This is a genomic window from Arthrobacter sp. 01N444, from assembly GCF_056399305.1.
In genome coordinates this window covers 63,492-90,468 of record NZ_JBFTRB010000001.1, presented here as the reverse complement: position 1 = coordinate 90,468, position 26,977 = coordinate 63,492, and the positions used below count along the sequence as shown (strand labels likewise).

General features: G+C 69.9%; 20 protein-coding genes. 14 read left to right on the top strand and 6 right to left on the bottom strand.

What is annotated here, in order from left to right; genetic code table 11:
- Positions 1 to 3 precede the first annotated feature (3 nt).
- The 8 genes from AC1DKN_RS00400 to ppsA all read left to right on the top strand — a co-directional run bounded on the left by AC1DKN_RS00400 (position 4) and on the right by ppsA (position 10,380).
- Positions 4 to 369: a thiamine-binding protein gene (locus AC1DKN_RS00400; protein ID WP_476870170.1), complete on the top strand. Its 366-nt coding sequence runs from the start codon at positions 4 to 6 to the stop codon at positions 367 to 369.
- Between the two features lie 92 nt (positions 370 to 461).
- Positions 462 to 1,139: an O-methyltransferase gene (locus tag AC1DKN_RS00395; RefSeq protein WP_476870169.1), complete on the top strand. Its 678-nt coding sequence runs from the start codon at positions 462 to 464 to the stop codon at positions 1,137 to 1,139.
- A 217-nt stretch (positions 1,140 to 1,356) separates the two neighbouring features.
- On the top strand, positions 1,357 to 2,463 hold the full coding sequence (locus tag AC1DKN_RS00390) for an acyl-CoA dehydrogenase family protein (RefSeq protein WP_476870168.1): 1,107 nt from the start codon (positions 1,357 to 1,359) through the stop codon (positions 2,461 to 2,463).
- A complete protein-coding gene (locus tag AC1DKN_RS00385) occupies positions 2,457 to 3,998 on the top strand; it encodes a PIG-L family deacetylase (protein ID WP_476870167.1) in 1,542 nt (513 codons plus the stop codon). Before AC1DKN_RS00390 ends, AC1DKN_RS00385 begins: the two co-directional genes overlap by 7 nt.
- Positions 3,999 to 4,003: 5 nt before the next feature.
- Positions 4,004 to 4,789 (top strand): glycosyltransferase family 2 protein, encoded by a 786-nt coding sequence (locus AC1DKN_RS00380; RefSeq protein WP_476870337.1) that lies wholly within the window; start codon positions 4,004 to 4,006, stop codon positions 4,787 to 4,789.
- A 42-nt stretch (positions 4,790 to 4,831) separates the two neighbouring features.
- The gene (locus AC1DKN_RS00375) at positions 4,832 to 5,050 is read left to right on the top strand and encodes a three-helix bundle dimerization domain-containing protein (RefSeq protein WP_079552243.1); all 219 of its coding nucleotides are present in this window, start codon (positions 4,832 to 4,834) and stop codon (positions 5,048 to 5,050) included.
- A gap of 142 nt (positions 5,051 to 5,192) precedes the next feature.
- Positions 5,193 to 7,892: a cation-translocating P-type ATPase gene (locus AC1DKN_RS00370; protein ID WP_476870166.1), complete on the top strand. Its 2,700-nt coding sequence runs from the start codon at positions 5,193 to 5,195 to the stop codon at positions 7,890 to 7,892.
- Between the two features lie 58 nt (positions 7,893 to 7,950).
- Positions 7,951 to 10,380: a phosphoenolpyruvate synthase gene (gene ppsA / locus AC1DKN_RS00365; RefSeq protein ID WP_476870165.1), complete on the top strand. Its 2,430-nt coding sequence runs from the start codon at positions 7,951 to 7,953 to the stop codon at positions 10,378 to 10,380.
- Here ppsA and AC1DKN_RS00360 read toward each other — a convergent pair whose 3' ends face one another.
- Positions 10,381 to 12,330, bottom strand: coding sequence for a heavy metal translocating P-type ATPase (locus AC1DKN_RS00360; protein WP_476870164.1), 1,950 nt, complete (start codon positions 12,328 to 12,330; stop codon positions 10,381 to 10,383).
- Positions 12,331 to 12,544: 214 nt separating this feature from the next.
- Between AC1DKN_RS00360 and AC1DKN_RS00355 the strand changes: the two genes are divergently transcribed.
- From AC1DKN_RS00355 to AC1DKN_RS00345, 3 genes are all read left to right on the top strand, one after another.
- Complete coding sequence (locus AC1DKN_RS00355) at positions 12,545 to 13,636, top strand: SDR family oxidoreductase (protein ID WP_476870163.1); 1,092 nt, start codon at positions 12,545 to 12,547, stop codon at positions 13,634 to 13,636.
- Between the two features lie 72 nt (positions 13,637 to 13,708).
- A complete protein-coding gene (locus AC1DKN_RS00350) occupies positions 13,709 to 14,665 on the top strand; it encodes a polysaccharide deacetylase family protein (protein WP_476870162.1) in 957 nt (318 codons plus the stop codon).
- Positions 14,666 to 14,718: 53 nt separating this feature from the next.
- Positions 14,719 to 17,916, top strand: a complete 3,198-nt coding sequence (locus tag AC1DKN_RS00345; RefSeq protein WP_476870161.1) for an HAD family hydrolase — start codon at positions 14,719 to 14,721, stop codon at positions 17,914 to 17,916.
- A 56-nt stretch (positions 17,917 to 17,972) separates the two neighbouring features.
- On the opposite strand, the gene AC1DKN_RS00340 is transcribed toward AC1DKN_RS00345, so the two are convergent.
- Together AC1DKN_RS00340 and AC1DKN_RS00335 are read right to left on the bottom strand one after the other, a co-directional pair.
- A complete protein-coding gene (locus AC1DKN_RS00340; protein WP_476849842.1) occupies positions 17,973 to 18,980 on the bottom strand; it encodes a zinc-dependent alcohol dehydrogenase family protein in 1,008 nt (335 codons plus the stop codon).
- Positions 18,981 to 19,035: 55 nt separating this feature from the next.
- Complete coding sequence (locus tag AC1DKN_RS00335) at positions 19,036 to 19,947, bottom strand: universal stress protein (RefSeq protein ID WP_476870160.1); 912 nt, start codon at positions 19,945 to 19,947, stop codon at positions 19,036 to 19,038.
- A 177-nt stretch (positions 19,948 to 20,124) separates the two neighbouring features.
- Between AC1DKN_RS00335 and AC1DKN_RS00330 the strand changes: the two genes are divergently transcribed.
- Positions 20,125 to 21,108, top strand: a complete 984-nt coding sequence (locus AC1DKN_RS00330) for a spermidine synthase (RefSeq protein ID WP_476870159.1) — start codon at positions 20,125 to 20,127, stop codon at positions 21,106 to 21,108.
- Positions 21,109 to 21,150: 42 nt separating this feature from the next.
- Here the strand turns inward: AC1DKN_RS00330 and AC1DKN_RS00325 are convergent, their stop codons facing one another.
- On the bottom strand, positions 21,151 to 22,068 hold the full coding sequence (locus tag AC1DKN_RS00325; RefSeq protein WP_476870158.1) for a LysR family transcriptional regulator: 918 nt from the start codon (positions 22,066 to 22,068) through the stop codon (positions 21,151 to 21,153).
- Between the two features lie 131 nt (positions 22,069 to 22,199).
- Between AC1DKN_RS00325 and AC1DKN_RS00320 the strand changes: the two genes are divergently transcribed.
- Together AC1DKN_RS00320 and AC1DKN_RS00315 are read left to right on the top strand one after the other, a co-directional pair.
- Positions 22,200 to 23,582, top strand: a complete 1,383-nt coding sequence (locus AC1DKN_RS00320) for an MFS transporter (protein WP_223914618.1) — start codon at positions 22,200 to 22,202, stop codon at positions 23,580 to 23,582.
- A gap of 78 nt (positions 23,583 to 23,660) precedes the next feature.
- Positions 23,661 to 24,410, top strand: coding sequence for a 3-hydroxybutyrate dehydrogenase (locus AC1DKN_RS00315; RefSeq protein ID WP_223914617.1), 750 nt, complete (start codon positions 23,661 to 23,663; stop codon positions 24,408 to 24,410).
- Positions 24,411 to 24,522: 112 nt separating this feature from the next.
- Here AC1DKN_RS00315 and AC1DKN_RS00310 read toward each other — a convergent pair whose 3' ends face one another.
- Positions 24,523 to 25,158, bottom strand: a complete 636-nt coding sequence (locus AC1DKN_RS00310) for a LysE family translocator (protein WP_476870157.1) — start codon at positions 25,156 to 25,158, stop codon at positions 24,523 to 24,525.
- A 64-nt stretch (positions 25,159 to 25,222) separates the two neighbouring features.
- Entirely contained in the window at positions 25,223 to 26,719 is a 1,497-nt protein-coding gene (locus tag AC1DKN_RS00305) for an amino acid permease (RefSeq protein WP_243181342.1), read from the bottom strand.
- Positions 26,720 to 26,977: the final 258 nt, after the last annotated feature.

The window sequence follows — 26,977 nt, the reverse complement described above, 5'->3', positions numbered from 1 at the left end:
CACATGCTGGTCGCATTCTCCGTAGCACCCTCCGGTGACCCCGCCAACGGGCAAGCGCCCGGCGACGCGTCGGTCCACGACGCCGTCGCGGCCGCGGTGCGGATCGTCCGGGAGTCGGGCCTGCCCAACCGGACGAGTTCCATGTTCACCGAGATCGAGGGCGAGTGGGACCAGGTCATGGACGTCGTCAAGCGGGCCACGGACGCGGTGGGCGCCTACGGTTCGCGCGTCTCGCTGGTCCTCAAGGCGGACATCCGGCCGGGCTACAGCGGCGAGCTGACCGGCAAGGTGGAACGGCTGGAAAACGCCATCGACGGGCAGGGCGCCGGCGGGACCGGCCCGCAGATTCCAACCCGGCCGGGAAACTAGGTGGACTGAGTCGGGCCGCACGCCGAAATCCGGGCGGGAAAAGCGCGCCCGCGGGGGTACCGCCGGGCGCGGACGGCTGGAACACTGGGGGCATGATCGAGCATCAGTCCGCCCCCGGCTGGGTCGCCGTCGAGAACTTCCTCTCCGACGCGGTGGTCCGCCCGGACCGTTCACTGAAGCGCGCCGTGACCAGCGCACTTGAGGCAGGCATGCCGGCCATCGAAGTGGCCCCCAACGCCGGCAAACTCCTGAAACTGCTGGTCCAGCTCTCCGGTGCCCGCCGCGTCCTGGAGATCGGCACGCTGGCCGGCTTCAGCACCATCTGGATGGCCCAGGGACTGCCCGACGACGGCCGGCTGGTCACCTGCGAATACCTCCCCCTGCACGCCCGCGTCGCGCGGACCAACGTTGACGACGCCGGCCTGGGCCACAAGGTGGACATCCGGGTCGGCGCGGCGCTGGACACCCTGCCCGAGCTGGAAAGCGAGGCCGGGCCGCCCTTCGATTTCGTGTTCATCGATGCCGACAAGGAAAACAACCCGCACTACCTGGACTGGGCCATCCGGCTTAGCCGGCCCGGCACCACCATCGTGGTGGACAACGTCGTGTGGGAGGGTGCGGTGCTGGACGCGTCGATGGACCCGGTCAACGCCCCCGGAATCATCAGCACCCTCCAGATGATGGGCGATGACCCGCGGCTGGACGGCACCGTGATCCAGACCGTGGGTTCGAAAGGCTGGGACGGCTTCGCCCTCGCGATCGTCCGCTAGGCGCAAGAGACTGTCCGCCGGGGCGAACGCGCCGGTGGCAGCCGACCCCGTGAAGCCCCGGCCACCCCCAAGTGCTAAGTATGCTTAGATTACTTGTCGACGGCGCCAGTGATGGCGGCGCGGCCGCGGACGCGCAGGACTTCAGCCACGTGGCCGGGCCCAGCCCGCATCCGCCCAGCCCGAATCCGCCCAGCCCGAAGGAACACAGGCAGCCGAAATGAACGGGATCCCCATCTCCGACCACCCCCTACCCGTCCGGATCAGCTCCGCGGCCGCAGACCTGGAGACGATCAGCCCCCTGCTGTCCGAGGCGCAGGACGCCGTCCGCGATGTCCCGGGGCTGCTGGAGCTGGCCAAGGCGGCCGCGGCGGCGGCGCCCAAACCCGGGGACGGCCGGACCGCGTTCCTGTGGGAGATTCTGGCCTCCGTAACCGCCGTCGATGTCGCCGCCGGACGGGTGCTGGAACCCCACCTGGACGCCGTGGCGATCCTGGCCCAGGCCGGCGACGAGGCGGCACGGCACGGCCGGGACTGCCCGGACCCCGACGATGCCAACTTCGAGGGGGCCTGGGGTGTGTTCGCCGCCGAGGCGCCCGGCCTGCGGCTTGAAGCCAAGGAATCCGCAGACGGCTGGATCCTGCAGGGATCCAAGCCCTGGTGCTCGCTCGCCGCCCAACTGGACCATGCCGTGCTGACGGCCCATCTGGAGGCCGGAGGCCGGGCCGCCTTCGCCGTCGACCTCCACGCGAACGGCGTGGGCTTCGCGAATCCGGAGTGGACCAGCCTGGGACTGCGCGAGATTCCCAGCGGCACAGTCCACTTCGAGGCCGTTCCCGCCGTGCCCCTCGGCGGCGCCGGCTGGTATTACCAGCGCCCTGGTTTCGCGTGGGGCGGCATGGGCGTGGCCGCCTGCTGGCTCGGCGGCGCCGTCGCCGTGGCGCGCAGCTTCGCCGACTCCCTGCGGCACGCCGCCGACGGCGGACGGGAACCGGACCAGATTGCGCTGGCCCACCTCGGCGAGATTGACCGAACGCTTGCCGCCCTCACCGCCTACCTGGCCGGCACGGCCGCAAGGATCGACGCAGGCGAACTCTCGGACCGCGGTGCGTGGCAGGAAGCCCTGCGTGTGCGCGGCAGCGTGGCCGCCGCCGTCGAACGCGTCCAGACGCTCGTGAGCCAAAATCTCGGTCCGGCCCCCCTCGCCTTTGACGAGCGCTACGGAAAACGGATGGCCGATCTCGCCATGTACATCCGCCAGCACCACGCGATGCGCGACGACGCGCAGCTGGGCGCCCTGGCACTGGCCGAAAGCAACCCATGGTGACTTTCACACACAACGACGCCGGGACGTCCGAGGCCGCCTGGGCCGGCAGCCCCGCCGCCAGGCTGCCGGACCTGCCGCTGGATGACGCGGCGCTCGCCGGCCGGGCCTTCATTGTCCTGGCCGCGCACCCGGACGACGAATCGCTCGGGGCTGGCGGGCTGCTGGCCCGGCTGCACGCCGTCGGCGCCACGGTCCGCGTGCTGCTGTGCACGGCGGGGGAAGGATCCCACCCCGGCTCGCCAACGACGACGCCGGAACAGCTCGCCGCGGTCCGGCTGCAGGAGTTCGGCGACGCCCTGAAACGCCTTTCCGGAGCCGGGAACGGGGCCGGGAACGTGGCGTGGCAGTGCCTGGGCCTGCCCGACGGTCACCTCGCCGGGCACCGGGAAGAGATCCGGGCCGCCGTCCGGGACGCGGTCCGGGAGGCAACGGCCGTGTGCGGTCGCGCCGCCGACGAGGTGGTTCTCGTGGCGCCCTACCGCTCCGATGGACACACCGACCACGACGTCCTCGGATCCGTTGCCGCCGGGCTCAGCGCCGCGGCGGGCCACGCCCTCCTCGAATACCCCATCTGGTACTGGTTATGGGCGGCACCAGGCGCGCCGGACGCCGGCGGCGGCCCGGCCGGGGCGGCCGGCCTGACCGGACCCGGCGACCCGGACGGCGGGGCATGGCGCGGCTGGTTCCGGCTGCCGCTGCGCCCGGCAGAGCTTGAGGCCAAGGCCGCCGCGATGGCGGCACATGTGTCCCAGGTGCGCCCGCTCTCCGGGCTGCCGGGCGACGAGGTGCTCCTGCCTCCGGCCTTCCTGACACACTTTGAGCGGACCTGGGAGACGTTTGCCTGGCACCCCGCGGTCGTCCCGGCGGATGGCCCGGGCGATGGCGGGGCGGATGGCGGGTCCCGGCGGCCCTTCGCCGCGGGCGACGCGGAGCGCATGTTCGATGCCGTCCACGCCCGGGAGGAGGACCCCTGGCAGTACACCTCGAGCTGGTACGAGCAGCGCAAACGCACCCTCACGCTCGCCGCGCTGCCCGGCAGCAGCTACACGTCCGGGTTGGAGATCGGCTGCTCCATCGGGACCCTGAGCGTGGAACTCGCGCCGCGGTGCGGAAGCTTCCTCGCCGTCGATGCCAGCGGCACCGCCCTGGACCGTGCCGCCAGGCGGCTCTCGCACCTGCCCGCGGCGACGACGCGACACCTGACCGTCCCGAACGAGTGGCCGGACGGATCGTTCGACCTGATCGTGGTTTCAGAGGTGGGCTACTACCTCTCGCCGGGAGAGCTCGCCGGACTGTTCGACCGGATTCAAGGCTCGCTCATGCCTGGCGGGACCCTCGCGCTGTGCCACTGGCGGCACCCCATTTCCGGCTGGGAACTCGACGGCGACGCGGTCCATGCCGCGGCCCGGCGGCACCTGGGCTGGGCCGGCGGCGGGACCTACCAGGAGCGCGACTTTGTGCTCGAGGTGTTCCTTGCCCCGGACGCTGTACCGGGTGCCGCGCCGGGCCTGGGCGGCCCGGAACGGATGCGGTGACCCCGATGACGGCGCTGCCGTTGCCGCGCGGGCACCGCATCGACCGGGTCGCCGTCGTCATGCCCGCAAACAACGAAGAAGACCACCTGGAACTGGCGTTGGAGGCCGTTCAGCGGTCCGCGGACGCACTGCGCAGGGTCCGGTCCGACGTCGAGACCCGGGTGACGGTGGTGCTGGACAGCTGCACGGACGGTTCCGCCGCCGTCATGGCCGGCTTCGCAGCCTCGGACCCGCGTTTCAGCGCATTGGAGGTCAGCTACCGCAGCGCCGGCGCCAGCCGGGCCGCTGGCGTCCGGGCCTCCGGCATCGGCGTGACCCGGCGGCGGCCGCCCGGCCAGCGCTGGACGCCGCCGCCCTGGGCCGGCCGGACCTGGCTGGCCAACACCGACGCCGATTCCCGGGTGCCGGAGAACTGGCTGGTGCGCCAACTGGAGTTCGCCGAGGCCGGGGCCGACGCCGTGCTGGGTTCCGTGGAACCCGACCCCGCCGGGATGGACCCTGAGCTGCTCCGGCGCTGGCACGAACGCCACCCCTTCCGCGAGGACCACCCCCATATCTATGGCGCGAATTTCGGGGTCCGGGCTTCCGCCTATCTTGCCGCCGGAGGGTTCGCCCGGGTCACGTCCGAAGAAGACCGGACCCTGGTGCACAGCCTCCGCAGCCGCGCCTTTACGGTCACCGCGACGGACAGCATCAGGGTCATGACCTCCGGCCGGACCCATGCCCGGGCGCCCCACGGCTTTGGCACCTACCTGCGGAGCCTGGGCCACCTGCTGCCGCCTGCCAGCTGAAGATTCATTGACGCCGGGACCAGGCCGCTCCACACTGAAGAAGTGACGGACGATGCGAAAGAACCCAGCATTGATCAGGTTGTCGAGCGTCTGGCTGCCAGGTTTCCGCACGTACCGCGGAGGCACATCGCCGGGATCGTCGGCGAGGAATTCGATGCCCTGAACGCAGGCCGGATCCGGACCTACATACCCACACTGGTTGAGCGCGGCGCCCGCGTGCGGCTCAAGAGCGAGTTCGGGATCAGCGCCGCCGAAGACTAACGCACGTGACGCCGCCCCCTACCCCCGAGTTCGCCGGATCCGCGCCACACCGCCGGAAAGTTCCGGCGATCCCGCAGCTGTCCGGCGATTTCGACGGCGGCGGCCGGCGGTCTGCAGTGCCCGTGAGGGGCGGAGCGCGGGGGTGAATCCCGGGCCGGGGCAGGACTCGCTGTCAGCCGTCGCCGGACTCAGCGCCGACGAAGCTGCCCGGCGGTTGAAGCAATTCGGTGTCAACAAACTGCCCGAGCCCCGTCCGGTCCCCGGCTGGCGGAGGCTCTTGGCTGAGCTGACCCATTTCTTCGCGATCATGCTCTGGGTGGCGGCCCTCTTCGCGATCATTGCCGGCATGCCGGAACTGGGCATCGCCATCGTGGCGGTGATCCTGGTCAACGGGGTGTTCGCCTACATCCAGCAGGAGCGGGCCCAGCATGCCGCCGCCAAGCTCCGCGAACTGCTCCCGGCCATGGTGTCAGTCCGCCGGGACGGCCGCGTCATCAAGGTCCACTCCACCGAACTGGTGCCGGACGACGTCGTGGTGCTGGTGGCCGGCGACCGCGTTCCGGCGGACCTCCGGCTGGCCCTGGCCACCGGCTGCGAGGTGGACGAGTCCATGCTCACGGGCGAAAGCGAGGCAGTCGCCAAAACCCCCGGCGACACCGCCTTCGGCGGGACCTTCCTGGTCAACGGGCACGCCGAAGGCGTGGTCTCGGTGACGGGCGGCCAGACCCGGCTCGCGGAGATCGCATCCCTGACAGGTAAAGTCGAAGCCCCCACCAGCCCGCTGTCGCTGGAACTGCAAAGAATCGTCCGCATCACCGCCACCATGGCCCTGGGCATCGGCGCCCTGTTCTTCGTCCTCTCGCTCGTGATTGGCATTTCCTGGCGCGACGCCTTCCTGTTCGCCATCGGGGTGGCCGTCGCGCTGGTCCCCGAGGGCCTGCTGCCGACCGTCACGCTCTCCCTGGCCGTCGGCGCGCAGCGCATGTCCAGGCGCAACGCCCTCGTGCGCAACCTCCAAGCCGTGGAGACCCTCGGCTCCACGACCTTCATCTGCACCGACAAGACCGGAACCCTGACGCAGAACCGGATGAACGTCGTCGAGGTCTGGACCCCGGCCGGGCTGCTGACCATCAATGGCCAGGGCTACGGCCCCGAAGCCGAGATGACGGGCGGCGGCCTTCAAGAAGCCCGGCGGCTCAGTGTCGCTGCCCGCGCCGCCTCGGTGGGGCGCGCCGTCCTCCACGAAGACCGCTGGATAGCCGAGGGGGACCCGATGGAGGCGGCCATCGACGCGCTCGCCGTCCGCCTCGCCCTTCCGGGTGAGCAGCCGGAATGGCCGACGCCGTCGCACCGGTTCGCGTTCGACTCCCGCCGGCTGCGGGAGTCGGCAATCGTCGGCACCGCCCTCTTCGTGAAGGGGGCCCCGGAGTCCGTGATTCCGCTGTGTCTGGCCACCGGAGGCGGGGCTTCTGATCCCGGCCCGAACCGCGCAATGGACATGGTTGACGAGATGGCCGCCCGTGGCCTGCGGGTACTCGCCGTCGCCCAGCGCAGCCTGCCCGGGCCGCCCGGCGCCGCGTTCAAGCTGGAGGATGTCGAGGCCGGGCTGACGCTGCTGGGCCTGATGGGCCTGCACGATCCGCCCCGGACCGAGGTGAAAGTGGCACTCCAAGCGGCCCGCGACGCAGGAATCAAAGTGGCGATGGTGACAGGCGACCACGCCTTCACCGCCGCCGCCATCGCCCGGGAGACGGGGCTGCTCGGCCCCACGGAAACCGTGCTGCAGGGAGGGGACCTGCCCGGCGATGACGCCGTCCTGGCCGCACTGCTGGACTGCGACGGAGTGGTGGTCAGCCGGGTGACGCCGGAACAGAAGCTCCGCGTGGCCCGGCTCCTGCAGGGCCGCGGGCATGTCCTGGCCATGACCGGCGACGGCGTCAACGACGGCCCGGCGCTGCAGCAGGCCGACATCGGGGTCGCGATGGGACGCAGCGGCACCGACGTCGCCCGTGAGGCCGCCGACCTCGTGCTGCTGGACGACGACTTCGCCACGATCATGGCCGCGGTGGAGCAGGGCCGTGCCACCTACGCGAACATCCGGCGCTTCCTGACGTACCACCTGACGGACAACGTCGCCGAGCTCACGCCCTTCGTTATCTGGGCCTTGTCCGGCGGCCACTTTCCACTGGCGCTGGGCGTGCTGCAGATCCTCGCCCTGGACATCGGCACCGACCTGCTGCCCGCCCTGGCCCTGGGCAGCGAGGCGCCAAGCAAGGGGACGCTGAAGCGGCCGCCCGAGCGCCGGCACCTGATGGACCGCGCCCTCATGTTTCGGGTGTTTGGGCTGCTGGGACCGGTCGAGGCGCTGATGGAGATGACGGCGTATACGGTGGTTCTGCTCGGTGCGGGGTGGCGGCCCGGCGCCGAGCTGCCGGCTAGCGACGTGCTCCTGGCGGCGTCGGGCGCGGCCTTCACCACGGTTGTCCTGGCCCAGCTGGCGAACGCCTTCGCCTGCCGCAGTGCCACCGTCCCGCCCTGGCGGCTGGGCTGGTTTACCAACAGGCTGCTGCTGTGGGCCGTGCTGGCCGAGCTGGGGCTGCTGTGCGTGTTCCTGTTCCTCGGGCCGTTGGCGGCGCTGCTGGGCCACGCTCCGCCGACGCCGGGAGGCCTGGCGGTGGCGCTGGCCGCCGTCCCTGCCGTCCTGCTCGCCGACTGGCTGTACAAGACCTTCCGCCGCCGCCGGGCTGGTTCCGCCGGCGGCGCCGGGCCCGGCGCGGGAACAGGAGGCTTTCCCCCAGGCGGCACAGTAGCCGGCGGCGGCGCGCGGGTCCAAAGCCCCTGACCCCGGGACACCGGTCCCGCGCAGTATGGGTCCACCGACAATCCGCAGGAGTGCTGACATGGCTGAATCGCCCGTGATGTGGTTTGACGAGATCGGCATGGCCGACGTCCCGCGGGTCGGCGGGAAGAACGCCTCGCTCGGCGAGCTCATCCGGACCCTCCAACGCGAGGGGATACGGGTTCCTGACGGGTTCGCCACCACAGCCGCCGCGTACCGCTCGTTCGTCGCGGCCAACGGGATCGACGCCGCCATGCGATCGCGCATTGCCGCCTTCCGGGCCGGGGACGCCACGCTGCGCGCCACCGGCGAGGCCATCCGGGACCTGTTCCTGGCCAGCGAGTTCCCCGGCGACATCGCCGAAGCCATCCGCGCCCACTACCGGACGCTGGGGGACCGGGCCGGCATGGACCGGCTCGCCGTGGCGGTGCGCAGCAGCGCGACGGCGGAGGATCTCCCGGACGCGAGCTTCGCCGGGCAGCAGGAGACCTTCCTGAACATTGCGGGTGAGCGGGAACTGCTGGACGCCTGCCGCCGCTGTTACGCCTCACTCTTCACGGACCGGGCCATCAGCTACCGCGAGGTCAAGGGCTTCGACCACATGGACGTCGCCCTCTCGATCGGCGTCCAGCGGATGGTGCGCTCCGACGTCGGGGCATCCGGGGTGATGTTCTCCATCGATACCGACTCGGGCTTTCCCCGGGCCGCCGTCATCAGCGCGGCCTGGGGCCTCGGCGAAACAGTTGTCCAGGGCACCATCAATCCGGACAAGTACCTGGTCTTCAAGCCGCTCCTGACAGAGTCCTCGGCCGCGGAGGGCATCACCCCGATCATCGAGAAATCCCTCGGCTCCAAGGCCCGGAAGATGGTCTACAGCCGCGGCGGGAGCGCCCGCACCCGGATGGTGGACACCTCGGAGGCCGAGCGCCGGGCCTTCGTGCTGGGCGACGCCGAGATCCTCGCCCTCGCCCGCTGGGCCGTCACGGTCGAAAACCACTACGGCCGGCCCATGGACATGGAATGGGCCCGGGACGGCGAGACCGGGGAACTCTTCATGGTCCAGGCCCGGCCCGAGACGGTCCAGTCACGCCGGACCGGGCCGCAGTTCACCATCCACCACCTGCTGGAACAGGGGCCCGTGCTCGCCACCGGATCGGCCATCGGCGACTCGATTGCGCACGGCACGGCCTGCGTCATCCGGACCGCGGCGGACATCGCGGCGTTCCGCGACGGCGCCATCCTCGTGACCGAAATGACCGACCCGGACTGGGTGCCCATCATGAAACGGGCAGCCGGGATCGTCACGGACCACGGCGGCCCAACGAGCCACGCGGCGATCGTCAGCCGCGAGCTGGGTGTCCCCGCCGTCGTCGGAACCGGCAACGCCACGGCAGTCCTGGCCGAGGGCCGGTCCGTGACGATCTCCTGCGCCGAAGGTGATCTGGGCCGGGTCTACGACGGCACCCTGGCGTTCGAAACCGAAGATGTGGACCTCGGCGCGCTGCCTGCGACGCGCACGGCCGTCATGGTCAACATCGCCAGCCCGGCCGCGGCCTTCCAGTGGTGGCGGCTGCCGGCGGACGGCGTCGGGCTTGCCCGGATGGAATTCATCATCAGCAGCCTGATCCGCGTCCATCCCATGGCGCTTGTCCACCCGGAACGGGTCACGGATCCCGCCGAGGCGCACCAGATCCGGGAGCTGGCGCAGGGGTATGCGGACCCGGCCGAGTACTTCGTGGACGCCTTGTCGCTGGGGATCGCCAAGATCGCCGCGCCGTATTATCCGCGCCCCGTGATTGTCCGGCTCAGCGACTTCAAGACCAACGAATACGCCCACCTGCTCGGCGGTGGCGCCTTCGAGGAACCGGAAGAGAATCCCATGCTCGGGTTCCGCGGCGCCTCGCGCTACTACGACCCCCGTTACCGTGAGGGGTTCGCGCTCGAATGCGCCGCGCTCAAACGGGTCCGCGAGAAGCTCGGTTTCACCAACGTGATTGTCATGGTGCCGTTTTGCCGCACGCCGCAGGAGGCGGACAAAGTCCTGGCCGTGATGGCCGAGCACGGTTTGGTCCGCGGCAGCAACGGGCTGCAGGTCTACATGATGTGCGAAATCCCATCCAACGTGGTCCTGGCCGAGAAGTTCGCGACGCGGTTCGACGGGTTCTCGATCGGCTCCAACGACCTCACCCAGCTGGTCCTGGGCGTGGACCGTGACTCCGGCCAGCTCGCGGCGCTCTTCGATGAGCGGGACGAGGCCGTGATGGCGATGATCAGCGAGGCCATCCGCAAGGCCCACGCCGCCGGGATCAAGATCGGCATTTGCGGGCAGGGACCGAGCAACCACCCGGAGTTCGCCGCGTTCCTGGTGCGCGAAGGGATCGACTCGATCTCCCTGAACCCGGACAGCTACCTCAAGACCGTGCCGCGGATCGCGGAAGCGGAGACTGAGTCAGCCGTCGCGGCAGCGGAGACAGAGTCAGCCAGGAAATAGTCATCCCGGCAGCGGGGCCTGCCGCGCGCTTTCCCGGGACCGCACCGGGCTGGCGGCGCCGTGGCGGCCGGGGCCGAGTGAACGCAGGGCATTGAGGATCGTGGCGAGGTCCACCAGTTCCTGGGACAGGGCGCCGGCGATGGCCGGCACGTAGCCCGCGGCCGCGGCCAGCATGAGGGCCACGCTCAGGCCGATGCCGATCCAGATGCTCTGCAAGGCCACCTGCACGGTGCGTTGCCCGATCCGGACAGCGGTCCCCACCTTGGAGAGATCATCGAGGATGATCACGACGTCGGCCGACTCTCCGGCCGCCGTCGAGCCGCGGGCGCCCATGGCGATTCCGACGTCGGCGACCGCCAGGACGGGGGCATCGTTGACGCCGTCGCCGACCATCATGACCGGACGGTCCGGCAGCGACCTGATGGCCTCGACCTTGTCCCGCGGCAGGCATTCGGCGCGGACGTCGGTGAGCCCTGCCTCGTCCGCGATGTGCCGGGCCGTGGCGAGCGCGTCACCGGTCAGCATGACCGTTCGGCGTACGCCCAGGGCCTTGAGGTCGGCGAGGGTGCGGCGGGTCTCCTTGCGGATGGGATCGCTCATCACCAGGGCGCCCACGAATTTTCCGCCGGCACCGACGTAGATGGCGAGCTCGCCGCTGGCCAGCCCCGCCTCCACCACGCCGGACGCCCACTCTGCGACGAACGCGGGCTTGCCCACCACCACGTCCTGGCCGTCGAACCTGGCGCGGACCCCGTGGGTGGCGAATTCGGTGGCTTCGGTGGCGGCCGCGAAGGGCAGGGCCCGGTTCCGGGCGGCCTCCATCACCGAGGCGGCCAGGACATGTGAGGAATACTGTTCCGCGGACGCCGCCAACTGCAGGACCTCGTCCTCTGCGAGGGGCCCGGCGGTCCGGATACGCAGCAGGGACGGGCGGCCGTACGTGAGGGTTCCTGTCTTGTCGAAGGCGGCCGTCTTGATCCGGCTCAGCTGTTCCAGCACCCCGGCGTACTTGACGATGACACCGGAGTGCGCGGCGCGGCTCATGCCGCCGAGGAACGCCACCGGCGCGGCGATCAGCAGGGGGCACGGCGTGGCCACCACCAGGACCTCCGCGAAGCGTTCCGGGCTGCCGCTGATGATCCAGCCCACGGCGCCGAGCACGTACGCGAGGGCCGTGAACGGCACGGCATAGCGGTCAGCGAGCCGGACCATGGGCGCCTTGCTGTCCGCCGCCTCCTGCACGAGGGCGACGATCCGGCTGTACTGCGAATCCTCCATGCGCGCCGTGACCCGCATCCGGACCGCGGCCTCACCGTTCAGCGAACCGCTCATGAGCCCGTCCCCGGCGGACCGCTCCACCGGCAGGCTCTCCCCGGTGAGCGAGGACTCATCGAAAGAGCCGGACTCGGAGAGCAGGACGCCGTCCAGCGGGACCACCTCGCCGGGCCGGACCAGCAGGATATCCCCGATCTCGACGTCGGCGGCCGCCACGTCCTCGTGTTGGCTCTCCGTTGGGGTTCCGGCTGTGTGGGTACCGGCTGTGTGCGTTCCGGCTGTGTGGGTTCCGGCGGCGGCAGAGCCGTTGCGCTCCCGGTGGGCCGTCTGCGGGACGCGTTCGAGCAATGCGGTGAGTTCGCCCTTGGCCCTGCCGGCGGCGTAGTCCTCAAGGGCAGTGCCGCCCGCGAGCATGAGTACGACGATCATCGAGGCGACGTACTCGCCCACCAGCACGGTGCTGACGATTGCGGTGACGGCCAGGATGTCGATGCCGAACTGGCCGCCTGCGAGCCGGCGCGCCATCCCGACGGCGAGGTAGGCCGCCACAGCCAGGGCATAGACGCTCGCAGCAGCCCGGGCTATGCCTTCCTGCCCGGAGAACAGCAAGACCAGCACCGCCAGCAGGACGACGAGGGTCCCGGCCACGAGCGGATACCGGAGTACGAATTTCACGGATGTTCCGCCTTAGCTTCGTATCAGTTTTGGCGTCTCCCTGAATCCTACTGCGCGGCCGCGCCCGGCTTGCCGGGGACGGCCTCCCGGACCGTCCCCGGACCCCGGCATGAGAGGCTGGAAGAGCATCCGTCCCGATCAAGCGGGCCGGCGCGCAGGGACCCGATACATGCAATGGGCGCGGCGCAGCACAAGCGATGCCAGGAGGAATGACGTGCGAAGCAGTTCAGAGACCGTCGACACCCGGACCGCCCTGGTGGTGGGGGCAAGCGGAATTGCCGGATCCGCCCTGGTGGACAGGCTCGCCGAGGAGGGCTGGGACGTGGTGGGGCTCTCCCGCAGTCCCCTTCGCCGCCGTGACGTGCGCCATGTGAGCGCGGACCTGACATCCGTGGAGAACCTGCGCGAGGCCCTGGCAGGTGTTTCGCCCACCCATGTGTTCTACACCGCCTGGTCCAGGCGGAAGACCGAACAAGAGAACATCGACACAAACGCGGGCATGCTGCGGAACGTCCTCGCCAGCCTCAACGGCAAGCCTGTGAAGCACGTGGCCCTCATGACCGGGCTGAAGCACTATCTGGGCCCGTTTGAGGCGTATGCGGCCGGGGAAATGCCGGACACCCCCTTTCGGGAGAGCGAGCCGAGGCTGCCGACGCCGAACTTCTACTACGCCCAGGAAGACGAGTTGTGGGCTGCGGCCGCGAAGCAGGGCTTTGGCTGGTCCGTGCACCGGGCGCATACGGTGATCGGACATGCGGTCGGGAACGCCATGAACATGGGCCTCACCCTCGCCGTTCAGGCATCCATCTGTAAGGAACTGGGCCAACCGTTCATCTTCCCGGGCTCCGAGACGCAGTGGAACAGCCTCACGGACATGACCGACAGCGGACTGCTGGCGGACCACATGATCTGGGCGGCCACAGCGGACAACGTTGGCGACCAGGCCTACAACATCGTCAACGGCGATGTCTTCCGCTGGCGGCGCATGTGGCCTGCGCTGGCCGACTACTTCGGGGTCGAGCCGGTGGGTTACAGCAACGAACCGCGGCCGTTGGAGCAGCAAATGCGCGGCATGGAAGGCATGTGGTCGGCCATCGCCGCCCGCCATGGGCTGGCCGAACCCGACCTCGCGCAGGTCGCCTCCTGGTGGCACACGGACGGCGACCTGGGCCGGAACCTCGAGGTGGTCACGGACATGAGCAAGAGCCGGCTCGCCGGCTTCACCGGGTACCGCCGCACGGAAACCGCCTTCCTGCAGCTGTTCGACCGGTACCGTGCGGACGGCCTGATTCCGGCGGCCTCCTAGGCTGCGGCACGGGCGGGGCCTTTGAGCCCTAGCCTGCCGTAGTGCGTGGTGACAAGGTGAAACATGGGGTCCATGACCGCGGGCCGCCGCCGGCTGTTGGTGATCGCGGCCGTGGTGGTTGCGCTGCTTCTGGCCGCCGGTGCCGCGGTCGTGCTGATTCAGGGGGCGCCGACGGCGTCACCGCCCCCATCTGCGCCCTTCACCGCACCGGAATCCGGACCCGTCAGCGCAAGTGCCTCCGGGACCGCGCCCCCTGCCTCCCCGTCCCCTGAACCGACCTCGGCATCGCCGGCCCCGGACACCAGCGGGCCAGTTCCGGCCGAGCCGGTTCCCGTCCCCCCGCCGACCCGGGCACCGACGGCTCCCGCTCCCGTGCCCCCCGCGGCGCGGTTCCCCGCCGCGCTCGCCGGCCACGACGTCGAGACCATCCCGGGCGCCGGAACCGTAGTGGCCCTGACCTTCGACGCCGGCGCCAACGCTGCCGGACTGCCGAGCATCCTGCAGAGTCTCGCAGCCGCGGACGTGCGGGCCACGTTCTTCCTTACCGGCAGCTGGGCCGCCGCGAACCCCGGAAGCGTGGCGGCGATCGTCGCCGGCGGGCACCGGGTGGGCAACCATTCCATGACCCATCCGGCATTCACCGGGCTGCCCGACGCCGGCCTCAAGGACCAGGTCCGATCGGCCGAACAGGCCATCCGGGCGGCCGGGGCTGACCCGCGGCCGCTCTTCCGCTTTCCCTTCGGCGACCGCGACGCCAGGACCATCGCCACCGTCAACAACCTCGGCTACCTTCCGGTGCGCTGGAGCGTGGACACCCTGGGCTGGAAAGGCACCAGCGGCGGAGCGACGGCGCAGCTCGTCGCGGACCGCGTCCTGGCGGGCCTGCAGCCGGGGGAAATTGTCCTGATGCACATCGGCTCCAACCCCGACGACGGCACTACGCTTGACGCCGCTGCCCTGCCCCAGCTGATCAGCCGCATCCGCCAGGCCGGCTATGGCTTCACCACCCTCGACGCACTCCTGGGCTAAGGGCGGGCCCAACGCCACTGTCGCGGCGCACCGATCGCTGATAGGACAGGGCCATGACGGAGTCGCCCACAGTTGCCGCCGCGCTGGCTCCCGTCGATGCCGTGATCTTTGACCTCGACGGCGTCGTGACCGATACCGGCGAGCTCCGCGCGGCAGCCTGGAAACAACTCTTTGACGACGTCATGACGGACCCCCGGCTTCCCGCGGACGCGCGGCGCGCGCCCTTCACGGACGATGACTTCTCACGCTGGATCGAGGGCCGGACCTGGGAGGACGGCGTGGTCGCATTCCTGGCCTCGCGCGGGGTCCCCATTCCCCGCGGCTCGCCCGCGGACGGCCCGGACGAGTGGACGGCGTTCGGACTCGCGCAGCGCCAGAACGGAATTTTCGAAGCCATGCTCGCGGGCCGGCCCGTGCCCGTTTTCCCCGGCACCGTGGCGCTGCTCGAGCGGCTCCGGGCCGGGCGGATCCCCGTGGTCCTCGCCACCTCCAGCCGGAACGCCGCCGCGATCGTGGCCGCCGCGGGCCTTGGCGAGGTCTTTGACCACATCGTGGATGGCCAGACGGCCCTGGACCACGATGTCGCCGGAATGCCGGCGCCGGCTTTGGTCCTCGAAGCCGTGCGCCGGCTGGAGATCACCCCCGCCCGGGCCATGGTGATCGCCGACGCCGCAGCCGGCGTGGAAGCCGGGCGACGTGGGGGATTCGGGCTCGTGGTCGGCCTCGACCGGGCCGGGCGGCGGGCTGCGCTGGAAGCCGCGGGCGCCGACGTCGTGGTTGAAGACGTCAGCGAACTGGACATCGGGCTGGTCATTACGCACCCGTGGCTGCTGGTGTACGAGGGTTTCGATCCCGCCCACGAAGGGCACCGGGAGGCGCTGACCACGCTCGGCAACGGCTACCTCGCCACCCGCGGCGCCGCCCCGGAACACCGCGCGGGGGACGCCCACTATCCCGGCAGCTACCTTGCGGGCGTCTACAACAGCCTCGCGAGCGTCGTCCAGGGCGTAGAAACCGTGGATGAGCACATGGTTAACATCCCGGACTGGCTGCCGCTGGATGTCCGGGTGGGCGACGGTGCGTGGTGGTCCGGCGGCGGCCTGACGCTCCGCAGCGAGCGGCGCACCCTGGACCTCAAGCGGGCCCTGCTGAGCCGGGAAGCACTCGTGGCGGACGACGCCGGACGGCAGCTTCAGGTACTCCAGCGCCGGCTCGTGTCCATGGCCGAGCCCCACCTGGCCGCACTGGAAACCACGCTGACCGCCGTCGGGTGGAGCGGGTCCATCAGCATCCGCAGCGGTTGCGACACCGGCGTCACCAACTCCAACGTGCCCGAGGATGCCCAACTGGCCAACCGGCACCTGACAGCGGTGGCGGTGTCCTCGTCGGAGTCTTCGTCGGAGGACGGTTCGGACGCTGCTGAGCTGACGGTTCAGATGCAGACGTCCGGGAGCAGGATCGGGATCGCCCTGGCACTGCGGACCCGGATTTCCGGCGGCGGGGTTCCCGTCGGGGCCGGCGCAATTCCCGAGGTGGCAGGAGGGATGTACAGCCACCGCTTCGAGCTGCAGGTCACTGACGGCATCCCCGTCACGGTCACCAAGGCAGCGGCCGTCGCCACCTCCCGGGACCACGCCGTCGCCTCGCCACTCTCGGGGGCGCTCGCGGTGCTGTCGCGCGCACCCCAGGAGTTCGACGCGCTGCTGGCGGACCACGACGCGGCATGGCGCCTGCTGCTGGCACCGTTCATCATCGAATCCGATGCCACGTCCCAGGCCCAGCTGATCCTGAACCTTCACGTTTTCCATCTGCTGCAGACACTCACCACCCACACAGCCGAGCTCGATGCCGGGGTCCCGGCCCGGGGGCTCCACGGCGAAGGCTACCGGGGGCACATCTTCTGGGATGAACTCTTCGTCTTGCCGGTCCTGAACTCCCGGCTGCCCGCGGTGGCCCGCGAGCTGATTGACTACCGCTGGCGGCGGCTGGGAACCGCGCGGGACGCGGCCCGGAAGGCCGGGCTGCGCGGCGCGCTTTTTCCGTGGCAGAGCGGCAGCGACGGCACCGAGCAGACACCCAAGTTCCTGTTCAACAAGCTCTCCGGGCACTGGATGCCGGACTACTCACGCCTGCAGCGGCATGTCGGACTGGCGGTCGCCTACAACGCCTGGCAGTACTTCGAAGCAACTCAGGACCGGGGCTGGCTGACCCGGCACGGCGCCGAGATTGTGGTGGACGTCGCCAGGCTGTTCGTCTCCCTGGCGGAGCACGACGCCGCCCAGGACCGGTTCCACATTAAGGGCGTCATGGGCCCGGATGAGTACCACACCGGCCACCCGGGCAACCCCGGCGGCGGCCTGGACGATAACGCCTACACCAACATCATGGCGGCCTGGGTGTTTGACCAGGCGGTCTGGATCATGCATTCAGTGCAGGGTTTCGACATGGAGGAACTCCGGGCACGGCTGGGGATCACGGGCACGGAAATCGACGCCTGGGCGCACCTGAGCCGGCGCATGTTCGTTCCCTTCCACGACGGCGGCATCATCAGCCAGTTCGACGGTTACGGCGCCCTGCGGGAACTCGACTGGAATCACTACCGCCGCGCCTACCGCAACATCGAACGGCTGGACCTGATTCTCGAAGCCGAAGGGGACAGCACCAACCACTATCGGCTGGCCAAACAGGCGGACGTCCTGATGCTCCTGTATGTCCTGGGCGAAGACCAGCTCCTGGGGTTCCTGCGCCGGATGGGCTACGACGTCGAGCCGGCGCAGATCGCGGCCACCGTGGACTTTTACCTGGCCCGGACCGCGCACGGCTCCACCCTTAGCCGGGTCACCCATGCCTCGGTGCTGGCGCAGCACGATCCGGAGCGGGCGTGGGCGACATTCCGGGAAGCCTTGGACACGGATCTGGACGATACCCAGGGCGGCACCACGCGCGCGGGCATCCATTTGGGCGCCATGGCAGGCTCGATCGACGTGGTCCAGCGCAGCTTCGCCGGGCTACGGATCACCCGGGACGCCTTGGACTTCACCCCGCGGCTGCCGGCCGAGCTGTCCCGGGTGGAGTTCCAGGTCCGCTACCGTGACCAGTTGCTGTCCGTGCACCTCGGGCCGGACCGGCTGCGGGTGTCCGCCGCCCCGGGGGACGCGGCTCCGGTGCTGGTGCGGGTGGGCGTCGAGAAGGTGCTGCTCCGGGCGGGCCAGGAGCACGAGTTCCGCCGGGACGCCGGGACGCCCGGCTGACGCGCCGAAGCGTGTCCCCGGCGTTGTCGTGGTGACTTGCTTGCGATGGTTCCGGGCTATGTCGTGTCCATGTGCAGCACGGCCGCTCCGGTGATCCGGTCCTCCGCCAGGTCCCGCAGGGCCCGGTCCGCGGCCTCGAACGGGTAGGCCACAGTGGTCGGGCGGAGCGGGATCTCGGCGGCGATCCGGAAGAACTCCTCGCCGTCGGCCCTGGTGTTGGCTGTGACACTGCGCAGCTGGCGCTCTTCGAAGAGCTCGTCGGCGTAGTGCAGCGGCGGAATATCGCTCAGGTGGATGCCCGCGACGGCGAGCGTCCCGCCGCGGTCCAGGGCCCGGAGCGCAACCGGCACCAGCCCGCCCGCGGGGGCGAAGAGGATCGCGGCATCCAGGGGATCGGGCGGTTGTTCCTCGGCCCCGCCCGCGAACGTCGCGCCGAGGTCCAGGGCCAGCGCGCGAGCCTGCGCGGACCGGGTCATGACGTACACGCGGGCACCCCGGTAGAGGGCGATTTGGGCCGCCAGATGCGCGGAGCCGCCGAACCCATAGATGCCCAGCCGTCCGCCGATCGGCAATTCGGCCCGGGTCAGGGCCCGGTAGCCGATGATGCCTGCACACAGGAGCGGCGCAGCCTCCTCATCGCTGAACGTCTCCGGGATCCGGTAGGCGAAGTTCTCCGCCACGGTGATGAGCTCGGCGTACCCGCCGTCGCGGTCCCAGCCGGTAAACGTGGGGGACAGACAGAGGTTTTCCTGGCCGCGCAGGCAGAACCGGCAGGCGCCGCAGGTGCCGCCCAGCCAGGCCACGCCCACCCGTTCGCCGATGCCGAACCTGGCGGCCCCCGGTCCCTGCCCGATCACCTCACCCACTACCTCGTGGCCCGGGATGACCCCGGCGTGCCGCGGCGTGAGGTCGCCCTCGGCCAGGTGCAAGTCCGTGCGGCACACACCGCAGACCCGCACTTTCAGCAGGACTTCACCGCGTCCCGGCACAGGATCCGGGCGGTCGGTGGCCACGAGGGGGCCGCTGGACATGGGCCCCGGAAGTCCAACTTGCCATGCTCGCACCGCGGCCTCCTTCTTTGCAGCGTCTGCAGGTCCGAATCGGTTGCGCTCGCGGCGGCTAGCGGGTGACCAGCACGTTGCAGCGCGCCTTGTGCAGCACGGCGGAGACCGTGTTGCCGGCTCCGGCCGCAGGGTTGTGGGTCCCGAGCACCAGGACGTCGGCGTCGTCCGCGGCGTCGAGGAGCTCCCGGGCCCCATGGCCCTCACGCAGGGCGCCGGTAACCTCCAGCCCGGGCGCCATCCCGCGGGCCTCGTCGATGGCGCGGTCGAGCAGCCCCTGGCCGTGGAGCAGGGCATGGCGGCCGTGCTCTTCCCGTGCCCCGCCGCGCAATGGATCGACGTGGACGAGGTGCAGCGGGGCGCCGAGGACTTTGGCCAACCGGATGGCCTCGGCCACCGTGGCGGGGCTGCGGGGTGAGGCATCGACTCCCACCACGACGGGGTGGGCCCGCCGGCGCGGGCGCCGGATTATCATCACCGGGCAGGGTGCCGAGCCGGCCAGATCGATGCAGACCGAGCCGGCCACCTGGCCAAGGACGGCGCCGAGGCCCCGGCTGCCCACTACCAGCAGCCGTGCGTCCCGGGAGGCGTCGCGCAGCACGGGTGCCGGGAGCCCGGCCTCCATGACGCCGTCGACGGCGGGGCCCGGACGTTCCGGCTCCTGCCCGGTAATGGCGCGCTCGGCCCCCAGCGGTGCGCCGCCGGCCGCTTCGCGGGCGGCGCCGCGTGCCAGCTCGATGCCCTCGGCGAGGACGGCTTCCGCGGAATGCCGCAGCCCGCTGCCGGCCACGCCCTTGACAGGGCCCAGGTTCTTGGTGAAAACCGGCCACACCCAGGCATGGATCACCAGGAGGTCCAGCCCGGCCGCGGCCGCGTATTCGGCCGCCCAGCGAACGGCGAGTTGGGCGGCCCCGGACCCGCCGTAACCGACCGCCACGGTGCCGCCCTGCTGCCCTGTGGGTGCCGACATTATTCCTCCCGGCTCGTCGGACGCACCCCTTCGCCCGGCACTATGTGCAGCCCCAGTAGAACCCTGCGGCCCGGGAATGTGTAGGGGCTTTGGTCCCGCGGTCTGGCCGCGCCCGGGGCCGCCTCCGGGGCCGCCGGTGAACTAGGGTTGAAACATGCACAATGCGGGGGATAGCTGATGGCCAAGCGGGGCAAAGGGCGGGGCGCCCAAACCGCCGGCCCGGGAGTGGTGGAAGTGCCCAAGGGTTCCCGCCCGGCCGGTCCTTTGGCCGGGGTGTACTACATCGATACCGGGGACTGCGAGCTGATCCCGGACCAGGACAATTCCACCGGCTGGCTCCTGCGCATCAACGGCGTCATGAGCTCGCACATTGACCTCGCGGACCCGTTGTTCCTCGACTTCGAGTACATGCGCTGGATGGCAGCCCTGGTGGAGTCGCGCTGGCCGCGGGAGCCTGGGCCCAAGCTGCGCGCCCTGCACCTTGGCGGGGGAGCGTGCTCACTGGCGCGCTATTTCCACGCCGCCTACCCGGACGCCCGCCAGGTGGTGGTGGAGCTGGACGGCAAGCTGGCCGACTACGTCCGGGGCTGGTTCGACCTGCCCAAGGCGCCGTTGCTGCGCCTGCGCGTGGGAGAGGCCCGCGAGGTCACCGAGAGCCTGACCCCGCAGACCCGGGACCTGATCATCCGCGACGTCTTCGCCGGCTCGCTGACCCCGCGGCCGCTGACCACCCGGGAATTCATCGAGCACGCCAAGCGCGTCCTGGCCCCCGGCGGGATATATGTGGTCAACTCCGGCGACGCCCCGGACCTCAAGAATGCCCGCGAGGACGCCGCCACCATCGCCGACGCCTTTGCCTACACCGTGATCATCGCGGATCCGGCCATGCTGAAAGGCCGGCGCTACGGCAACATGGTCATGGCCGGCAGCGATGTCCCGTTCGACGACGACCCCGGCCTCGCGCGCCGCCTGCTCGGCGGTGCGGTGCCGGCCCACATCTGGAACGACGAAAAGGTGCGGGCGTTCGCGGCCGGCTCCGCCGTCCGGCATGACCCGAAGTCGCCCGTTCTCGCTGAGCCGGCCGCGGAACCGACCGTTCTCGCTCAGCCGCCCGCCGAGCCCCTGGCTGGGCCCCGCGCAGGGACGCCGACTGCTCCGTAGCAGCCCCTTTGCGGCACTATATTTGCGGCACTATAGAGGCGGCTACGGAGCAATCGATGGGGCTGCTCCCCGGCCCAGCAGGGCATCGCGGTGCGCCGCGGTCTGCTCCCGCAGCGCCTGCACGAGCGCGGCCACCGCCGGCCGGCGCATCGAATCGGGCCGGAGCACCATCCAGTAGGGCAGCAGCTCCGCGAATTCCTCCGGCAGAAGCCGGACCAGGTCCGGATGCAGGTCGGCCGCGAAACAAGGCAGGAACCCAATCCCGGCGCCGGCCCGGGTGGCCTCCACGTGGACGAAGACGTTGGTGGAGCTCAGCCCGTCCCGCATGGTGGGCACCAGCCGCCGCGGGGCGTCCAGATCGTCCACCTGCAGCATCGAATCGACGAAGTAGACCAGCGAGTGGGCCGTCAGTTCCTCCACGGTGGCCGGGGTGCCGTACTCGGCGAGGTAGCCGCGGGAGGCATACATTCCCAGCATGTACTGGCCGAGCCGCGCGGCCTCTGCCCGGTGCACCTGCGGCTCGCCGACCACCACCTCGATGTCCAGGCCGGACCGCTGCTGGAGCGCCCGGCGCGTCACGGTGATGATCTCGACGCTGAGGCCGGGATGGTCGCGGCGGAGCCGGGCCACGGCCGGGGCGGCGATGTAGGCGCTGAATCCATCCGTCGCGGTCATCCGTACGACGCCGGTGATGGGGTCCGGGGTGTGCCCGGGCTGCTCCAGGGTGCGCACGGCGCTCTCGACCTGCTCGGCCACCCGAACGGCCTCGGCACCGAGCTCGGTGAGCTCCCAGCCTCCCGAGGCGCGGGAGAGCACGCGGCCACCCAGCGCCTTCTCCAGCGCCGCGATCCGGCGGGAAACGGTGGTGTGGTTCAGTCCGAGCGTCTGTGCCGCCGTCGTGAATTTCGCCGAACGGGAGACCGCGAGCAGGACCAGCAGGTCATCAGGATTGGCGTTCATATCTGCAATTCTGCACATAGCGGGTGCTGGTTTGGCCATTGAATCGCCGTGGATGTGCGGCAATACTCAATGAAGCCATTTCAGTGCTGTGCGTCACAGCGCGTGTCACCGTGGACACTAAGGAGAATCAGATGAGCGTAAACGAACGCTCTGCAACAACCGCCGCAGCACCCGCATCCAAGGGTTCCGGGCTCAAGAAAATCGTCGCCGCATCGATGGTGGGAACCGTCGTCGAGTGGTACGAATTCTTCCTCTACGCCACCGCCGCCACCCTGGTGTTCGGCAAGTACTTCTTCCCCGCCACGGGCAACGAACTGGACGGCATCATCCAGGCGTTCCTGACCTACGCCGTCGGTTTCGTGGCCCGCCCCCTGGGCGGCATTGTCTTCGGCCAGATCGGCGACAAGCTCGGCCGCAAGCCCACCCTGCAGCTCACCATCATCATCATCGGTGTCTCCACCTTCCTGATGGGCTGCCTCCCGGGCTTCGCCACCCTCGGCTACCTGGCGCCGGCGCTGCTGGTCCTCCTGCGCTTCATCCAGGGCTTCGCCCTCGGCGGCGAATGGGGCGGCGCAGTCCTGCTCGTCGCCGAGCACAGCCCCAACAAGTCCCGTGGCTTCTGGTCAAGCTGGCCCCAGGCCGCCGTTCCCGTCGGCAACCTGCTGGCCACCCTGGTCCTGTTCATCATGTCCAACGTGCTCAGCTCCGCCGACTTCCTCAGCTGGGGCTGGCGGGTGGCGTTCTGGCTTTCCGCCGTGATCGTGTTCGTCGGTTACTACATCCGCACCCACGTCTCCGAATCGCCCATCTTCCTCGAGGCCAAAGCCCAGCTGGAAGAGGATCAGTCCGCCAGCTACGGCGTCCGCGAAGTCATCCGCAAATACCCCAAGGGCATCCTGCAGGCCATGGGGCTCCGGTTCGCGGAAAACATCATGTACTACCTCGTGGTCAGCTTCGCGATCGTCTACCTGAAGTCCGTGCACAAGTACGACACCTCCTCGCTGCTGCTGGCCCTGCTGATCGCCCACGTCGTCCACTTCCTGGTCATCCCGCAGGTCGGGCGCCTCGTGGACAGCTGGGGCCGGAAGCCGGTCTACCTCATCGGTGCCGTCACCGGTGCCACCTGGCCGTTCTTCGCCTTCCCGATGTTCGATACCCGCAACCCGGTGATCATCGTCCTGGCCGTCACGATCGGCCTGTGCCTGCACGCCTTCATGTATGCCGGCCAGCCGGCCCTCATGTCGGAGCTGTTCCCGACCCGGATGCGCTACGCCGGGGTCTCCCTTGGCTCGCAGGTCACCTCGATCTTCGCCGGTTCGCTGGCGCCGCTCCTGGCCACCCAGTGGCTCAAGGACACCGGCTCCTGGCTGCCCACCGCGATCTACCTGCTGGTCGCCTGCGCCATCACCACCGTCGCAGTGCTGAGCCTGAAGGAAACCAAGGGCATCGCGTTGGAGGACGTGGACCGGGCCGACGCCGAACGCGAAGGCCTGCCCGTAGCAGCCACCCGCTGAGCTGCTTGAGTTTTGGGCCGGCTCCAGCCACGCTGGAGCCGGCCGCCTCATCGAATTTTTGACACGGAAGGCTGAGTTATGGAAAACACGCTGAACGGACGCAAGGCCCTGGTCACCGGCGGCGCCGGCGGGATCGGCGCGGCGAGCGTCCGGGCCCTGGCGGCACGCGGGGCCAAAGTGGTGATCGCGGATAGGGACGAGGCCGCCGCCGCCGCGCTCGCCGACGAAATCGGCGGCACCGCGTGGGCCGTCAACCTGCTCGACGTCGAATCCCTCCAGACGCTCAGCCTGGACTGCGACATCCTGGTGAACAACGCCGGAATCCAGCGCATCAGCCCCATCGAGGAGTTCGATCCGGCCGACTTCCGCCGCATCATCACCCTCATGCTGGAGGCCCCGTTCCTGCTGATCCGGGCCGCGTTGCCGCACATGTACGCCAACAACTTCGGCCGCATCATCAACCTGTCCTCCGTGCACGGGCTCCGGGCCTCGCCGTTCAAGAGCGCCTACGTCTCGGCCAAGCACGGGCTCGAGGGCCTGAGCAAGGTGACGGCCCTCGAAGGTGGGGCGCACGGCGTCACCTCCAACTGCATCAACCCCGGCTACGTCCGCACGCCCCTGGTTGAATCGCAGATCGCGGACCAGGCCAAGGTGCACGGCATCCCGGAGTCCGAGGTGCTCGCCAAGATCATGCTGACCGAATCAGCGGTCAAGCGGCTCGTGGAGCCCGAGGAAGTGGCGTCCCTGGTGGCGTGGCTGGCATCCGACGACGCCGGCATGGTCACCGGCGCCAGCTACACGATGGACGGCGGCTGGTCCGCGCGGTAGCCCGTCGCCGCTCAAACCAACGCGGGGTCAGCTACGGCCCATTCAGAGGGCATTAATGGGCGTTAATTGACCCCGCGTTGTGCTGCTGGAGTTGAGCGGCTGGAGCAGCGTGCTAGTCCTTGGTGCCTGTCAGGGCCAGCGTGCCGCCCAGCCCGATCATCATCACGCCGCCGGTGGTGCTGAGAGCGGCGATCCGCCGGGGGGAGCGGGCAAACCAGTGCCGGGCCGTCCCGGCCGCGAGGGACCACGTGCTGTCCGAGACCAGGGCAATGAGCAGGAAGACCGCACCCAAGGTGGCGAGCTGCACGGGAATCGCTCCGGCCGAGTAGTCCACGAACTGGGGAAGCACGGCCACGAAGAACACAATCGACTTGGGGTTGGTCGCGCCGACGATGAAGCCCTCCCGGAGCACGCGGGCGGTCGAGGCCGGGTTCGAGGTCGACGCCGTCGCCGCTCCGCTGCCGCGGTGCCGGATCGCCTGGATCCCGAGGTAGACCAGATAGGCGGCGCCGGCGAATTTCACCACGCTGAACAGCAGCAGGGACTGCGCCAGCACCACGCCGACGCCCAGGGCCACGGCGGCGATCTGCACCACCTCTCCGGCCGCGTTTCCCAAAACGCTCAACAGGCCGCCCCTGCGTCCCAGGGCCAACGTCCGTCCGATCACGAACAGCACGCTGGGCCCCGGGATGGCGATGAGCACGAGGGCGGCAAGGGCAAAGGCCAAGAGGTTGGTGGCGGGGACCATGCCTGATCCTAACCCCGTGAGGGCCCGCCCGGGAGCGTCTTAATCCCTTGGGGGCGAGGCACCATCACCGCCCGGCGGGAACCTGCGGGAGCTGGGCGGTTTCGTCGACCAGTTCCGCCCGCGCCCGGCCGTGGCCGCGGACCCAGAGGCGGTAAGCGAGCACCAGGACGCCCAGCCAGGCGGCGCCCACGTACAGCGCCACCCGGGTGTCCTCGAAGGCACCCAGAATCACGATCACCAGGGCCATGAACGCGATCGTCAGTATGGAGGCGGCGGGCCACCACGGCGACGGGAACTCCGACGCCGGCAGGGACTTGCGGGCGATCTCGCGTTTCATGGCGACATGGGAGGCCAGGATCATGGCCCAGACCCAGACGGTCGCGAAGGTGGCGATCGAGGCGATCAGCAGGAAGACGTCTTCCGGGATCACGGCGTTCAGCACCACCCCCACCAGCAGGATGCCGGTCATCATTACCACGGTCATCCACGGCACCCCGTGACGGGAAACCTTGCCGAAGCTCGCCGGTGCGTGGCCCTGCCGGGCCAGGCCGAAGAGGATCCGGCCGGCGCCGAAGATGTCGCTGTTGACTGCCGAGAGCGCCGCCGTGATCACCACGGCGTTGAGGATGTGGGGTGCGGCGGGGATGCCCAGGCCGCTGAAGATCTGCACGAAGGGGCTGCCGTTGCTGCCAATTTCGTCCCACGGGAACAGGCTCATCAGCACGCCGAGGGTCAGCACATAGAACAACAGGACCCGCACGGGCACGGTGTTGACGGCCTTGGGGATGACCTTTTTCGGATCGGCGGCCTCACCGGCGGTGATGCCGAGGGTCTCCACGCCGCCAAACGCGAACATCACCACGGCGAAGGAGGCAAGGAGTCCTTCGAATCCGTTCGGGAACAGGCCTCCGTGGTCCACGAGGTTGCCGAGCCCTGGTGCCACGGTGGCGCCGCCGGCCTGGAAACCGAAGACGATGATCGCCGCCCCGCCCGCGATCATGGCGATGATGGCCGCCACCTTGATCAGGGAGAACCAGAATTCCAGCTCGCCGAACACCTTGACGCTGAGCAGGTTCAGGGCAGCCAGGAAGAAGATGATGGCCAGGATCCAGACCCAGCGCTCCACGCCGGGGAACCAGAATCCCATGTAGATGCTGAACGCCGTGACATCCGCGATGGCCACGATCGCCATCTCAAAGACGTAGGTCCAGCCCGTCACGAACCCGGCCAGCGGTCCCAGGTAGCGGCTCGCGTACTGGCCGAAGGACCCGGACACCGGATGCCGCACCGCCATCTCGCCGAGGGCGCGCATCACCATGAAGACCGCGGCGCCGCCGATCATGTAGGCCAACAAGACGGCGGGCCCGGCCTTCTGGATGGCGGAGGCGGAGCCGTAGAACAGCCCCGTGCCGATCGCCGAGCCCAGCGCCATGAAGCGGATGTGGCGGACGTTGAGTCCCCGGCTGAGTACGGAGTCGACGGCTGCGCCGACGGCGGTGGCAGCGCTGCCGGTGCCGGCCTCGGCAGGAGCCGCCTTCGTAGCGGTTTGGGCTTGTTGCATGCGAATACCTTCTCGTCATTGGGAGGGGGATCGCCATCCAGCAGACCATGTCCGGCCTTGCTGTGAGGAGTCTCACGGGAACTTCGTGTCTTTGATTTCAGACTGTGCGGCGCCCCCGCGCGCGGAGCCGGCCGCCGCCGCCGTCGAACCCCAACCGGCGGGGGAGCGGCGAAAGAGCTTGACAACATGTCAGGATTTCTTCACATTCAAGGTGTCGCCCGGCGCCTGCGGTTACGGAATGGCGAGCTGACCCAGAGG